Genomic DNA, 12,479 nt, shown 5'->3' with positions numbered 1-12,479 from the left:
AACGAACTCCTAATTTAGATGCAGCGCTTATCCTTGCGCGTGGCACCACTGTGCCGGGTCGCTGGGGCGGCCCTGCTGACGAATTGCAAAGTACAGCGCAGGAGTGTCCTGTCCGCCACTATTACCCACGGTGGAGATGGACTCTCCGGCCTTGACCACATCACCGGCTTCCTTGAGCAGGGTCTGGTTGTGCCCGTAGAGACTCAGGTAGCCGTTGCCATGGTCGAGGATCACCAGCAGCCCGGCGCCGCGCAGCCAGTCGGCGAACACCACCCGGCCACCATGCACGGCGTGTACCTGGCTGCCGGCGGCGGCGCTGATCATCACCCCGTCCCACTTGGAACGGGAGTCATCGCCACGGGTTTCACCAAAGCGTGCCAGCAATCGACCATCAACCGGCCATGGAAGTTTTCCCCGGGCGGCGGCAAATGCACCGCCGAAGGAAGGGCCGGCGCTGGAAACCAAGGCGCCCGGGCTTGATCTGACGGGCTTGCGCGGGGCATCGCTGGCGTCGGCCTGGGCCTCACGTAAACGCTTTTTTTCGGCTTCTTGCTGGGCGATCAGCGCTTTCTGGCGCGCTTCTTCTGCCTCGCGGGCCTGGCGGGCCAGGGTTTCTTCAATGGTCTTGAGCACCTTGGCCAGGTCGGCCTGGTCCTGCTCGCGGGCCTTGAGCTTGTCGTCCCGGGCCTTCACGTCGTCGTTGAGCTTGGCCAGGGCCAGTTGCCGCTCCTTGCGGACCTTGTCGAGTTCTTCACGCTGGGTGTCGAGGCTGCTCTTCTGCACCAGCAACTGGGCCTGCTGCAGGGAGATGTCCTTTTCCACATTGGCCAGCTGGCGCAGGGTCTCGTTGAAACTCTTCAACTGCTCCAGGCGCGCCTGGCTCAGGTAGTCGTAGTAAGTCAGGGTACGGGCGAATTTTTCCGGATTCTGCTGGTTGAGCAGCAGCTTGAGGTATTCCTGGCGCCCGTTCTGGTAGGCGGCGCGGGCCTGGATGGCGATCAGTCGCTGCTGTTCAGTGCGCGCGCTCTGGAGTTTTTTTTTCTCCTCATCGAGTCGCTGCAGCTCGGCTTCGCTTTTCTTCAGCTCTTTCTGCAGGGCTTCGACCTGCTTTTCCAGCTTGCCCATCTCGGTTTCGGTGCCGCGCAGTTCTTTCTGCACCCCGGATTTTTCTTCCTGCAGCTTGCCCAGCAGTTTCTTCAGCTCGGCAATGTCCTGACGCGTGGCGTCCAACTGTTGTTGGGTTTGCGCGCGCTCGTCGGCAAAAGCCGGTTGGAGCAGGCAGATCAGAGCAAGGGCAATCAGGGCGCGAAGCATAGAGGCGGGCGACACCAGGGAAAGGGACGGCCTAGTATGCCCGCCCATCGCGGCAAAAAAAACGCCTCAAAGCCAACTGCTTTGCGGCGTTCGTCATAAAAAGCCCTTTCCGGGCGGTTATTGGGCCATTTGCTATCAGCCTGCCAGCGGTTTCTGCGGCGATCAGCCAGGCGCTTGCGCGTGGGGCGGATGCTGGTGCGCCTGGGCGCTGCTCTGGGAGGTGGATGCAGGGTGATCGGCCAGGTCGGTTGGCCGGGCGCGCAGGACCACGATGCCCGGGACATCGCGGACGTACTCCATGAACGGCGAGTCGATCACCACGCGCTGGTTCTGCTTCGAGGACGCATTGCGCAGGACAGGCCCCTGGGCGGTCCTGATGAACAGCCCGGTGTGGGTGACGTCCAGGCCCGAGAGCGGGGTGTAGATGCCGATGTAGTCGCCGGTGCGCAGGCTGCCGAGCACATGCCGGTCAATCCGCGCGCTGGGAATGTAGGTGATGTCGCGGTCGGCCACGGGCAGCCCCGCCAGGTAATGGCCGCCATCGGCCTTTTGATTGAGGTGCTTGGCGACGGTCACCGCATCGGCACCCAGCAGGGCGGTGACGTCATCGGCCAAGGGCTGTCCGGCATGGGCCCAGTCGGTGAAGAAGTGGCGGCGGTTGAGGAAATTGACGTCGCCGTTGACGTAGCGAATCTGCACCAGGTTGTGGATGAAGCCGGCCTCGTCGCGGGACTGGCGCAATGCCTCGACGTAATCCAGGTAGGTAAAGCAGTCCAGGCCCCTGAAGTCGACGATCAGTTTTTCGGCCAGGGTCGCAGAGCCCTGCAGCTTGTTCGGCGCATAAGGCGTCTGCAGGAACTCCCGGGAAATGAGGTCGTTCATCTGCCCGATGTCGGCAGCGTGCTGCTGGTGCTGGATGCTCAACAGCGTGCGCAATTTGCCGGCGGTCAGCGGGTCCATGGCCACCCGGGTGTGTGGCTGTTCGGGGGCGCTGGCCCCGGGGGCCTGCGACTGTTGGGCAGGAACCTGGCTTGCGCAGCCTGACAGGAGGGAGGCTAGAAACAGCGTAGCCATCTTGTTCATGGGATTCTCTCTGCGGGCAGTTCTGATAACGATAATCATTATTCAGCAAGTGGCAGGTGTTTGTCTGGTGGCGCTGTCTTGCGCTTGGGCCTTCGCGCCGCGCCTGGAGCGGGGCGAAGCCGCAATGAAAAACGCCCGATGGACTGCATCGGGCGTTTTTCATGCAACGGCGACCTGAGAGTTTCAGTGCGCAGGATCGACCAGGATCGAGGTGCCGGTCATTTCCTCAGGCTGAGGCAGGTCCAGCAGCTTGAGCATGGTCGGTGCCACATCCGCCAGCACCCCGCCTTCGCGGACTTTCAGGGCGCGCTTGCCGTAATAGATGAAGGGCACTGGCTCGGTGGTGTGAGCGGTGTGGGCCTGACCGGTGGAGGCGTCGGACATCTGCTCGACGTTGCCGTGGTCCGCGGTGATCAGGGCTTCGCCACCGACCTTTTCCAGGGCGTCGACGATGCGCCCGACACACAGGTCCAGGCATTCCACGGCTTTGACCGCGGCGGCGAACACGCCGCTGTGGCCGACCATGTCGCCGTTGGCGTAGTTGACGATGATCACGTCGTAGCGCTGGTGCTCGATGGCGTCGACGATCTTGTCGGTGACTTCCGGAGCGCTCATTTCCGGCTGCAGGTCGTAGGTGGCGACTTTCGGCGACGGGATCAGGATGCGCTCCTCCCCCGGGAACGGCTCTTCACGGCCGCCGGAGAAGAAGAACGTCACGTGGGCGTACTTTTCGGTTTCGGCGATGCGCAGCTGGGTCTTGCCGTTTTTCGCCAAATAGTCGCCCAGCACGTTTTCCAGGCTGCCCGGAGCAAAGGCTGCCGGCGCGGGGATGCTGGCGGCGTACTGGGTGAGCATGACGAAGCCGGCCAGCTTTGGCTGGCGCGCGCGCTCGAAGTCCTTGAAGTCGTCCTCGACGAAGACCCGGGTCAGCTCGCGAGCCCGGTCGGCACGGAAGTTCATGAACACCACGGCATCGCCGTCTTCGACCTTGACCGGCTCGCCGATGGTGGTGGCCTTGACGAACTCGTCGCTCTCTTCACGGGCGTAGGCCGCTTGCAGGCCTTCCTGGGCGGTGGCGGCGTTGAACTGCCCCTGGCCGTCGACGATCAGGTTGTAGGCCTGGGCCACGCGGTCCCAGCGATTGTCACGGTCCATGGCGAAGTAGCGGCCGATCAGGCTGGCGATGCGGCCCTTGCCCAGGGTCTTGAAGCTTTCGTCCAGCAGTTCGATGAACGACTGGGCGCTCTTGGGCGGGGTGTCGCGACCATCGAGGAAGGCGTGCAGGTAGATCTTCTCGGCACCGCGCTTGAAGGCCAGTTCGGCCATGGCGATCAGGTGGTCCTGGTGACTGTGCACGCCGCCGTCCGACAGCAGGCCGAGGATGTGCACGGCCTTGCCGGCGGCCACGGCCTTGTCCACGGCGGCGCACAGGGTCGGGTTCTCGAAGAACTCGCCGTCACGAATGGCCTTGGTCACCCGGGTGAAGTCCTGATACACCACGCGACCGGCGCCCAGGTTCATGTGGCCCACCTCGGAGTTGCCCATCTGCCCATCCGGCAGGCCGACGTCCATGCCCGAGCCCGAGATCAGGCCGTTGGGCATGCTGGCGCACAAGCGGTCCAGGACCGGCTTCTTGGCCGCATAGACGGCGTTGGATTCGTGGCTCTCGCTGTGACCGAAGCCATCCAGAATCATCAGGACCAAAGGTTTAGGCGTGGTAGTCATGGCGTCCACTCGTGGCTGGATAGGAAAGTGTTGAAAAAGGAGGTGTTGAAAAACGGAGTGGCAGTTTAAAGCGAAGTTCCGGTGGCGTCACCGCCGGGCGGGGTTTGGCCGACCTTGAGGGCTGTGTATACTGGCCGACATTTTAACGCCCTGGAACCTCCTTAGATGGTTGCTCACCTGATTCAATTCGCCACTGAACACTACTTGCTCGTCGGCGCCTTCGCCATCCTGCTGGCTCTGTTGATCGCTCATGAATTGAGCCGCGGTGGCCGCAGCCTCAGCACCCGTGAACTGACCGCGCTGGTCAACAGCGAGCAGGGCGTAGTGATCGATATCCGTCCGTCCAAGGACTATGCCGCCGGCCATATCGTCGGCGCGCTGAACATTCCCCAGGACAAGCTGGCCGCCCGTGTCGGCGAACTGGAGAAGCACAAGGCCAAGACTATCATCCTGGTGGACGCTCAAGGCCAGCACGCCGGCACCCATGCCCGTGAACTGATGAAGTCCGGTTTCACTGCCGCCAAACTGTCCGGCGGTGTTTCCAGCTGGAAAGCCGACAACCTGCCATTGGTGAAGTAATGCCCCAGGTCATCGTCTACTCCAGTGATTACTGCCCTTACTGCTCGCGGGCCAAGCAACTGCTCGGGAGCAAAGGCGTAGCCTTCGAAGAGATCAAGGTCGATGGCAAGCCGCAGGTGCGCGCCGACATGGCCCAGAAAGCCGGACGCACGTCCGTGCCGCAGATCTGGATCGGTGCCACCCATGTAGGTGGTTGTGATGATTTGTTTGCCCTGGAGCGCGCCGGCAAGCTCGACGCGCTGCTGGCGGCCTGAAACTCCTAACCCTATTAGACCCAAGATCAAGAAGGATCTGAGATGACTGACCAACAGAACACTGCTGCTGCCGAAGACGAAAGCGCACCGCAATTCTCCCTGCAGCGCATCTACGTGCGTGACCTGTCCTTCGAAGCGCCGAAAAGCCCGGCCATCTTCCGTCAGCAGTGGGAGCCAAGCGTCGGCCTGGACCTCAACACCCGTCAGAAGGCCCTGGAAGCCGACTTCCACGAAGTGGTGCTGACCCTGTCCGTGACCGTGAAGAACGGCGACGAAGTGGCCTTCATCGCTGAAGTGCAACAGGCCGGTATCTTCCTGATCAAGAACCTGGACGAAGCTTCCATGAGCCACACCCTGGGTGCCTTCTGCCCGAACATCCTGTTCCCTTACGCTCGCGAAGCGCTGGACAGCCTGGTGACCCGTGGTTCGTTCCCGGCCCTGATGCTGGCCCCGGTGAACTTCGACGCGCTGTACGCCCAGGAACTGCAACGCCTGCAGTCCGCCGGCGAAAACACCGTTCAGTAAGTACTGGCTGTGGTACGAAAAAAGCGCCTGTCACGGCGCTTTTTTCATGCTCGGGCGTCAGCTGTCCAAACCCTGGCGCCGGCGCCGCAGGCTGTGATCGACCACGAGGTGGGTGCCGTGATCGCGCATACAGGAAGGCCCTTCGGGCCTTGTCGCAGCCTGCGGCAGCGGCTACAGAGAATGGTTACTTGAAGCCCAGTTGTCGCCAGCCTTCATAGACCGCCACCGCCACGGTGTTGGACAGGTTCAGGCTGCGGCAGCCTTCGCGCATGGGCAGGCGCAGGCGCTGCTCGCCCGGCAGGGCGTCCAGCACGTCCGCCGGCAGGCCACGGCTCTCGGGGCCGAACAGGAAGGCGTCGCCCTCCTTGAAGCTGGCGTCATGGAAGGGCCGCGAGCCCTTGGTGGTGAAGGCGAACAGGCGCGGATGGCCGAGGCTTTCCAGGCAACTGGCGAGGTCGGCATGGCGTTGCAGGGTGGCGTATTCGTGATAGTCGAGGCCGGCACGGCGCAGGCGCTTGTCGTCCATTTCGAAACCCAGTGGCTCGATCAAATGCAGGTGGCAGCCGCTGTTGGCGCACAGCCTGATAACGTTGCCGGTATTCGGCGGAATTTCTGGTTGAAAGAGGATGACGTGAAACATGCACGGCTCCGAAGAAAAAGATGGGCTGCATTCTACGCCTGAAGAGGACCCGCGACCGAAGCTTATGCTGCGGGTGTTCGGCTCCCTGGCGATTGTCGGGATGATGGTGGGGCTGATGATCGGCCGACTGACGCAGCCCGATCCGATCGAGTTGCAACAGGTCGAGGTGGCGGCCGATGGCCTGGTGGTCTGGTTCAGCCAGGAGCCCAAGGTTCACGGCGAACATATCGATGGCACCATCGCCTTGCTGTTCGATGCGCAAGGACGGGCGCAGAACGGTCAGTTGCAGGTCAATCAGAAGACGGTGAACTGGCGGGTGCGGCTGGCGGATCAGGGCTTGCTGCTGAACCTGGTGGCGGCCCGGCCGCTGCGGGGCGAGTGGAGCGCCAGCCAGGTGGACGGGCGCTGGCGCCTGGCGATCCACCTGCGGGAGGAATAAAAGAGGGAAACCCCGGCCTGCCTGTACCAAGGCCCCCAAAAGCGGGAGGGGCTGATCGCCTGTCGGGGCGATGAGTCCCGGTGTAAAGAGGGGGATTCCCGGCCTGCCTGTACCAGGGTCCCCGAAAGGGTTGTGGGCGCGTCGCTCAAAGCGTGATGGGCCCGGTGTTAAAGAGGGAAGCCCTAGCCTGCCTGTACTGAGGTTCCCGAAAGCTTGGGCTCGTCGCGATGCGCGTGATGAGCCCGGTATTAAAGAGGGAAGCCCCAGCCTGCCTGTACCGAGGTTCCCGAAAGCTTGGGCTCGTCGCGATGCGCGTGATGAGCCCGGTATTAAAGAGGGAAGCCCCAGCCTGCCTGTACTGAGGTTCCCGAAAGCTTGGGCTCGTCGCGATGCGCGTGATGAGCCCGGTGTTAAAGAGGGAATTCCCGGCCTGCCTGTACCGAGGTTCCCGAAAGCTTGGCCCGTCGCTGTGAGCGTGGTGGGCCGGGTGTTAAAGAGGGGAATCCCCGGCCTGCCTGTACCAAGGTCCCCTAAACTGGGTAGTGATGGAGGTATTGCAGGGGGCGTGCCAACTTTGGCCGGTCCTGTATGAATTGCCTGGATAAAAAGCCGAAAGCCCCGAATTCCGGGGCTTTTGCGTTTTCGAAGGGCAAATATTCAGATTTGAAGGCCAGGCCTCGAATGATCGCGCTGTGCTCGATTGCGGTTCATCGCGCCTTCGGCCAGTGCATGCACCCCATCCTGGTGCATGCCCATCCTCGTCGTAGGAGCCGGCTTGCCGGCGAAGCGCCGGTCAGCGCTCTGCAAGGCTCAAGGGCCTTTTCGCTGGCAAGCCAGCTCCTGCACAGGGGGAGGGCTCAGCCTTCCTCGCTTTCGTCCTCGTCGCCTCCGTCCACCTTCATCCCCAACTCCTTGATCTTGCGGGTCAGGGTGTTGCGGCCCCAGCCCAGCAGCACGGCGGCGTCGCGGCGGCGGCCGGCGGTGTGCTTGAGGGCGGTTTCGATCATGATCCGCTCGAAACTCGGCACCGCGCTGTCCAAAAGGCTCGACTGGCCGCGGGCCAGGGCCTGATCGGCCCACTGGCGCAGGGCCTGTTCCCAGTTGGTCACCGGCGCCGAATCCTGGGGCAGGCTCAACAGCTCCGGCGGCAGGTCGCTGATGTGCACCTCGCGCCCCGACGCCATGACGGTGATCCAGCGGCAGGTGTTCTCCAGCTGGCGCACGTTGCCCGGCCACGGCAGGTTCTTCAGGTATTCCTCGGTTTCGTTCTTCAGCAGCTTGGGTTCCACCGCCAGTTCCTGGGCGGCGCGGCTGAGGAAATGCTTGGCCAGGGTCGGGATGTCTTCGCGACGGTCCGACAGGCGCGGAATATGGATGCGGATCACGTTGAGGCGGTGGAACAGGTCCTCGCGGAACTTGCCGGCGTGCACCAGGGTTTCCAGGTTCTGGTGGGTGGCGGCGATGATCCGTACATCGACCTTGACCGGCGTGTGGCCACCGACCCGGTAGAACTCGCCGTCGGCCAGAACCCGCAGCAGGCGGGTCTGGGTATCGGCCGGCATGTCGCCGATCTCGTCGAGGAACAGGGTGCCGCCGTCGGCCTGTTCGAAGCGTCCGCGGCGCAGGTTGGCGGCGCCGGTGAAGGCGCCTTTTTCATGGCCGAACAGCTCGGATTCCATCAGGTCCTTGGGGATGGCGGCCATGTTCAGGGCGATGAACGGCGACGCCGCCCGCGGGCTGTGGCGATGCAGGGCGTGGGCCACCAATTCCTTGCCGGTGCCGGACTCGCCGTTGATCAGCACGGTGATGTTGGAGTGGCTCAGGCGCCCGATGGCACGGAACACCTCCTGCATCGCCGGCGCTTCGCCGATGATTTCCGGGGTGCGGGCCAGGGTCGGCGCCACTTCCAGGCCCTGCTGCTCCTGGGCATGCTGGTTGGCACGCTTGACCAGGGACACCGCCTCATCCACGTCGAACGGCTTGGGCAGGTACTCGAAGGCCCCGCCCTGGTAGGAGGCGACCGCGCTGTCCAGGTCCGAATGCGCGGTCATGATGATCACCGGCAGGCGCGGGTGCAGCTCGCGAATCCGCGCCAGCAGGTCGAGGCCGCTGGCGCCGGGCATGCGAATGTCGGAAATGATCACGTCCGGCTGCTGGCGTGCCAGGCGGCTCATCACCCCGTCGGCACTGTCGAAGCTCTGGGTGGTCATGCCTTCCTGCTGCAGGGCTTTTTCCAGGACCCAACGGATAGAACGGTCGTCATCGACGATCCACACGGTTTCACTACGGCTCATGTCGATGGGGCTCCTTGTTCCAGAGGCAGAAAGATCGAGAAGGTGGTGTGGCCGGGATGGCTGTCACATTCGATCAGGCCCTGGTGCTGGCTGATGATGTTCTGGGTAATGGCCAGGCCCAGCCCGGTGCCGTCCGGGCGGCCGCTGACCATGGGGAAGAAGAGGGTGTCCTGCAGCTCGGCAGGGATGCCCGGGCCGTTGTCGATGATCTCGATCTTGGTCACCAGGCGATGACGCACATGGCCGATGGTGAACTGGCGCATGGTGCGGCTGCGCAGGGTGATGCGCCCCAGGCGCATTTCGTTCTGGCTGCTGATGGCCTGCATGGCGTTGCGCACGATGTTGAGCACCGCCTGGATCATCTGCTCGCGGTCGATCAAGACGTCGGGAATGCTCGGGTCGTAATCGCGCACCAGGGTGATGCAGCCCTGGCTTTCGGCTTCCACCAGGCTACTGACCCGCTCCAGCACTTCGTGGATATTGGTCAGCGCCAGGGACGGCAGCTTGTTCGAGCCGAGCATGCGGTCCACCAGGTTTCGCAGGCGGTCGGCCTCTTCGATGATGACGTTGGTGTAGTCCTTGAGGCTTTCCTCGGGCAGCTCGCGGGCCAGCAGTTGGGCGGCGCCGCGAATCCCGCCCAGGGGGTTCTTGATCTCGTGGGCCAGGCCGCGCACCAGCATCTTGCTGGTTTCCTGCTTGGACAGTTGGGCCTCTTCCTTGGTGATGCGCAGCAGCCGGTCCCGGGGGTGGACCTCCAGCAGCAGCAAGGTATCGCCATTGCTGAGGATCGGCGTCACCGCGTAGTCGACGGTCAGGGTCTGGCCGGTCAGGGCGGTGAGCATGGCCTCGCGCTTGGTGAAGGGGTGCGCCTGTTCCACCGCCTGGCGCAGTGAGCTCAGGGCTTCGGCGGACTCGGTGAACAGCTCACTGATGAATTGCCCATGGCTGCGCTGGCCGCTGATGGCCAGGAGCATCTCCGCCGCCGGGTTCATGTACTCAAGGCGCAGGTCGGCGTTGAGCAGAATGGTGGCGGTGGTCAGGTTGTCCAGAAGCAGACGGTGCAGTGGGTCGCTGATGGTCATTCGGACCTCTTTTGGAGCAGGGCGAGCCGGAGCCGGTCCGGGATCGCGCGCGGGGTTAAAGCGCTGATGTGGAGAAAATGCAAAAACCAAACCAAGGCTCCGAAAAGAAGCGTTCGCGGCCTGAAACAGGCGTTTGAAGCCCGCTTGCGTGGCGCTTTGCCAGCTTTGCCGGGTATTTTCGAACCAAAATGGGCTGGGAATGGTCTGTGGGTGCACGGTGTTGCACCAATATAGTGCATGAATCTGCAGGGCGCTGGCTGGTTGCCCGAGTCGGCGAGAATCAACGCCCGTTTTTCAGCGGCAGCGCGCAGGGCGCGGGTTTAGAGTGCTCGAACCCGACGCTTCAAGGTTTAGGATGCGGCCATGGAAAACGCCACTCTGCTGTTTCAGCTCCCCGATGACGACACCCTGTATCAGGCCCTTCTGGACCGCGACCCGGCCTATGAGGGCTTTGCGTTCGTCGGGGTCAAGAGTACGGGAGTGTTCTGCCGCCTGACCTGTGCCGCGCGCAAGCCCAAGCGTGAGAACACGGTGTTTTTCGGCTCGATCAAGGGCTGTGTCGAAGCGGGATTCCGTGCCTGTCTGCGGTGTCGCCCTCTGGAGCGGGCCGGGGTGCAGGAACCCTGGGTGCAGACCCTGCTGGAGCAACTGCACGGTGATCCCGAGCGGCGCTGGTACGAAGATGATCTGACCCGGCAGGGGCTGGATCCGTCCACCGTGCGTCGCGCCTTCAAGCGCTACTTTGGGGTGACTTTTCTGGAAATGGCCCGGCTGCGGCGCTTGGGCCAGGGCATGCAGCAGCTGGCGGGCGGAGAGTCGGTGATCGCGGCGCAGATCAGTGCCGGCTTTGATTCCGACAGCGGCTTTCGCCGGGCCTTTTCCCGTCTGGCTGGCCAGCCACCGTCGAACCTGCGGGGGCGCGAGCTGCTCAAGGTGGACTGGCTGCAAACCCCTATCGGCGTGATGCTGGCGGTGGCTGATGCCCAGGTCCTGCACCTGCTGGAGTTTTTCGATCGTCCGGCGCTGGCCAATGAGCTGCAGGCCCTGCAAAAGCGCAGCGGTTCGAGCATAGGTTTCGGGCGTTTTGCTCCGATCGACCAGATCGAGGCCGAATTGCAGCGTTATTTTGCCGGTGAGCCGGGTGGCTTCCACACGCCGCTGGCGATGAACGCCTCGCCGTTCACCCGCACGGTATGGCAGGCCCTGCGCGCCATTCCCCTGGGCAGCACCTGCAGTTATGCCGAGGTGGCGAGCCGGATCGGCTCGCCGTCGGCGGTGCGCGCGGTGGCCCGGGCCAACGGTGCCAATCAGATCGCCATCGTCATTGCCTGCCACCGGGTGATCGGCAGCGACGGTGCCCTCACCGGCGACGGTGGCGGACTGTGGCGCAAGCGCTGGCTACTGGAGCATGAGCGCCGCATGGGCACTGCGCTGTTTCACTCAGCGAGCGGGCTGTAGCGGTTCGCTTGAAGTGGGCTCAACGGCGATGGGCCCGCAGCAGGGTGAAGGTGATCTGCGCGCTCTGCTGCAGGACCCGCTCGCCGTCGAGGATCTGCACCGCCAGGCGATGTTGGCCACGGCCGATAGCGACCAGCGGCAACTCGGGGCCCCGGCTCGGGGCTCCATAAGCCTGGTCGTCCAGCAAGAGGCGCAGGCGGTGGTGCGGCTGCAAGGCCGGCGCTAGCACCACCTGCACGGTGAAGCTGCCGTTGTTGGCTCGCAGCGCGCCGTGGTCCGGCACGCCCTGCAACCGCAGTTGTGTGTAGGGCTCTGCGCTGGCAGGCAGCGCCGTTAGCCACAGCAGGCAAAAGACAGCGATGCGCGTCACGGTGATTCCAGCCCTTCACAGGTGTGCGGTTGAAGGGCTCAGCATAGGGCGGCGCGAGGCTGGGCGCGGGCGCGGTTAACCTTTGAACACACATAACTCGGCGGTGGCGCGGATCATTGCCAGCTGCCGCAATGGGTCGCTGCTGGCGGCCTGAGTGGCCTGGGCCAGCCATTGCGGGCATTGGCGATCACCGCGATGGGGGCTGAAGTCGGCCAGTTGCTGCAGCAGGCGTTTTTGTAACTGATCGAGTTGTGGGCGGATCTGTCCGGCCAGGTCCTGGCGTGGGGTGTCCGGTGCCTGGCCTTGCAGGTGCCAGCTGGACAGCCGGGCGTACTGCACCAGTTTGTTGGCTTCGATCTGGGCGGCGAAGAACTGCCCGACCGTTTCTTCATTCAGGTGATAGGTGGCGGCCTGGGCCGTGGCGCCGGCAATCACCTGCTGTTCCCGCGGACGGTCCTCCACGGCCTTGTGGCTGTCCCATTTGCTCAGGGCCACCTGATCGGCAATGCTCAGGCGCTCACCGATGCTTTGCAGCAGCGGGGCAAGGGTGGGCGGGGCATCGTTGGCGCAGGCTGCGCCGGTGAGCAGGCTACAGGCAAGGGCGAGGCACAGGTTGAGGTGCGAAGTCATGGGCGGGCTCGGCTGCTGATGGGAAGACGGCGCCCATGATGCACGCAACCACCCCGGGCCTGGCAAATGCGCGGGCATAAAAAAGG

13 protein-coding genes are annotated in these 12,479 nt (G+C 63.7%); 5 read left to right on the top strand and 8 right to left on the bottom strand.

The annotated features are described in order from the left end of the window. Positions 1-27: 27 nt before the first annotated feature. The 3 genes from ACMGG8_RS01855 to gpmI all read right to left on the bottom strand — a co-directional run bounded on the left by ACMGG8_RS01855 (position 28) and on the right by gpmI (position 4,122). A complete protein-coding gene (locus tag ACMGG8_RS01855; RefSeq protein WP_060837105.1) occupies positions 28-1,314 on the bottom strand; it encodes a murein hydrolase activator EnvC family protein in 1,287 nt (428 codons plus the stop codon). A 162-nt stretch (positions 1,315-1,476) separates the two neighbouring features. Then, positions 1,477-2,397: a DUF1460 domain-containing protein gene (locus tag ACMGG8_RS01850; protein WP_414159070.1), complete on the bottom strand. Its 921-nt coding sequence runs from the start codon at positions 2,395-2,397 to the stop codon at positions 1,477-1,479. Between the two features lie 183 nt (positions 2,398-2,580). Then, positions 2,581-4,122 carry a 2,3-bisphosphoglycerate-independent phosphoglycerate mutase gene (gpmI, locus tag ACMGG8_RS01845; protein ID WP_060842225.1) on the bottom strand — a complete coding sequence of 514 codons (1,542 nt, stop codon included), beginning with the start codon at positions 4,120-4,122 and terminating at the stop codon, positions 2,581-2,583. Between the two features lie 165 nt (positions 4,123-4,287). Between gpmI and ACMGG8_RS01840 the strand changes: the two genes are divergently transcribed. From ACMGG8_RS01840 to secB, 3 genes are read left to right on the top strand one after another with little or no spacing between them, the layout of a single operon-like run. Beyond that, complete coding sequence (locus ACMGG8_RS01840; protein WP_060837108.1) at positions 4,288-4,701, top strand: rhodanese-like domain-containing protein; 414 nt, start codon at positions 4,288-4,290, stop codon at positions 4,699-4,701. Next, complete coding sequence (grxC, locus tag ACMGG8_RS01835) at positions 4,701-4,955, top strand: glutaredoxin 3 (protein ID WP_060837109.1); 255 nt, start codon at positions 4,701-4,703, stop codon at positions 4,953-4,955. The genes ACMGG8_RS01840 and grxC overlap by 1 nt, the downstream gene beginning before the upstream one ends. Before the next feature lie 42 nt (positions 4,956-4,997). Continuing rightward, on the top strand, positions 4,998-5,480 hold the full coding sequence (gene secB / locus ACMGG8_RS01830; RefSeq protein ID WP_016963308.1) for a protein-export chaperone SecB: 483 nt from the start codon (positions 4,998-5,000) through the stop codon (positions 5,478-5,480). A gap of 184 nt (positions 5,481-5,664) precedes the next feature. Here secB and trmL read toward each other — a convergent pair whose 3' ends face one another. Then, positions 5,665-6,120: a tRNA (uridine(34)/cytosine(34)/5-carboxymethylaminomethyluridine(34)-2'-O)-methyltransferase TrmL gene (gene trmL, locus ACMGG8_RS01825; protein WP_016963309.1), complete on the bottom strand. Its 456-nt coding sequence runs from the start codon at positions 6,118-6,120 to the stop codon at positions 5,665-5,667. Between trmL and ACMGG8_RS01820 the strand changes: the two genes are divergently transcribed. After that, entirely contained in the window at positions 6,119-6,559 is a 441-nt protein-coding gene (locus ACMGG8_RS01820) for a hypothetical protein (RefSeq protein WP_108545880.1), read from the top strand. The genes trmL and ACMGG8_RS01820 overlap by 2 nt on opposite strands. Before the next feature lie 857 nt (positions 6,560-7,416). On the opposite strand, the gene ntrC is transcribed toward ACMGG8_RS01820, so the two are convergent. Together ntrC and glnL are read right to left on the bottom strand one after the other, a co-directional pair. Further along, positions 7,417-8,853, bottom strand: a complete 1,437-nt coding sequence (gene ntrC, locus ACMGG8_RS01815; RefSeq protein ID WP_016963311.1) for a nitrogen regulation protein NR(I) — start codon at positions 8,851-8,853, stop codon at positions 7,417-7,419. Beyond that, positions 8,850-9,935 carry a nitrogen regulation protein NR(II) gene (gene glnL / locus ACMGG8_RS01810; protein WP_060837111.1) on the bottom strand — a complete coding sequence of 362 codons (1,086 nt, stop codon included), beginning with the start codon at positions 9,933-9,935 and terminating at the stop codon, positions 8,850-8,852. The genes ntrC and glnL overlap by 4 nt, the downstream gene beginning before the upstream one ends. Positions 9,936-10,298: 363 nt before the next feature. On the opposite strand from glnL, the gene ACMGG8_RS01805 reads away from it, so the two are divergent. After that, on the top strand, positions 10,299-11,393 hold the full coding sequence (locus ACMGG8_RS01805) for a bifunctional transcriptional activator/DNA repair enzyme AdaA (RefSeq protein WP_414159069.1): 1,095 nt from the start codon (positions 10,299-10,301) through the stop codon (positions 11,391-11,393). 19 nt (positions 11,394-11,412) lie between these two features. Here ACMGG8_RS01805 and ACMGG8_RS01800 read toward each other — a convergent pair whose 3' ends face one another. Together ACMGG8_RS01800 and ACMGG8_RS01795 are read right to left on the bottom strand one after the other, a co-directional pair. Next, positions 11,413-11,763: a hypothetical protein gene (locus tag ACMGG8_RS01800; RefSeq protein WP_414159068.1), complete on the bottom strand. Its 351-nt coding sequence runs from the start codon at positions 11,761-11,763 to the stop codon at positions 11,413-11,415. A gap of 75 nt (positions 11,764-11,838) precedes the next feature. After that, complete coding sequence (locus ACMGG8_RS01795; RefSeq protein ID WP_414159067.1) at positions 11,839-12,393, bottom strand: chorismate mutase; 555 nt, start codon at positions 12,391-12,393, stop codon at positions 11,839-11,841. Positions 12,394-12,479: the final 86 nt, after the last annotated feature.

Source organism: Pseudomonas sp. BNK-45 (genome assembly GCF_047456255.1).
Lineage (GTDB): Bacteria > Pseudomonadota > Gammaproteobacteria > Pseudomonadales > Pseudomonadaceae > Aquipseudomonas.
Note: the sequence above shows the minus strand (reverse complement) of the source record. Positions and strands in the feature narration are given on the sequence as shown.

Coding starts and splice junctions, on each gene's coding strand:
- ACMGG8_RS01855 (WP_060837105.1), bottom strand. CDS start 1,314: ATGCTTCGCGCCCTGATTGCCCTTGCTCTGATCTGCCTGCTCCAACCG.
- ACMGG8_RS01850 (WP_414159070.1), bottom strand. CDS start 2,397: ATGAACAAGATGGCTACGCTGTTTCTAGCCTCCCTCCTGTCAGGCTGC.
- gpmI (WP_060842225.1), bottom strand. CDS start 4,122: ATGACTACCACGCCTAAACCTTTGGTCCTGATGATTCTGGATGGCTTC.
- ACMGG8_RS01840 (WP_060837108.1), top strand. CDS start 4,288: ATGGTTGCTCACCTGATTCAATTCGCCACTGAACACTACTTGCTCGTC.
- grxC (WP_060837109.1), top strand. CDS start 4,701: ATGCCCCAGGTCATCGTCTACTCCAGTGATTACTGCCCTTACTGCTCG.
- secB (WP_016963308.1), top strand. CDS start 4,998: ATGACTGACCAACAGAACACTGCTGCTGCCGAAGACGAAAGCGCACCG.
- ACMGG8_RS01820 (WP_108545880.1), top strand. CDS start 6,119: ATGCACGGCTCCGAAGAAAAAGATGGGCTGCATTCTACGCCTGAAGAG.
- trmL (WP_016963309.1), bottom strand. CDS start 6,120: ATGTTTCACGTCATCCTCTTTCAACCAGAAATTCCGCCGAATACCGGC.
- ntrC (WP_016963311.1), bottom strand. CDS start 8,853: ATGAGCCGTAGTGAAACCGTGTGGATCGTCGATGACGACCGTTCTATC.
- glnL (WP_060837111.1), bottom strand. CDS start 9,935: ATGACCATCAGCGACCCACTGCACCGTCTGCTTCTGGACAACCTGACC.
- ACMGG8_RS01805 (WP_414159069.1), top strand. CDS start 10,299: ATGGAAAACGCCACTCTGCTGTTTCAGCTCCCCGATGACGACACCCTG.
- ACMGG8_RS01795 (WP_414159067.1), bottom strand. CDS start 12,393: ATGACTTCGCACCTCAACCTGTGCCTCGCCCTTGCCTGTAGCCTGCTC.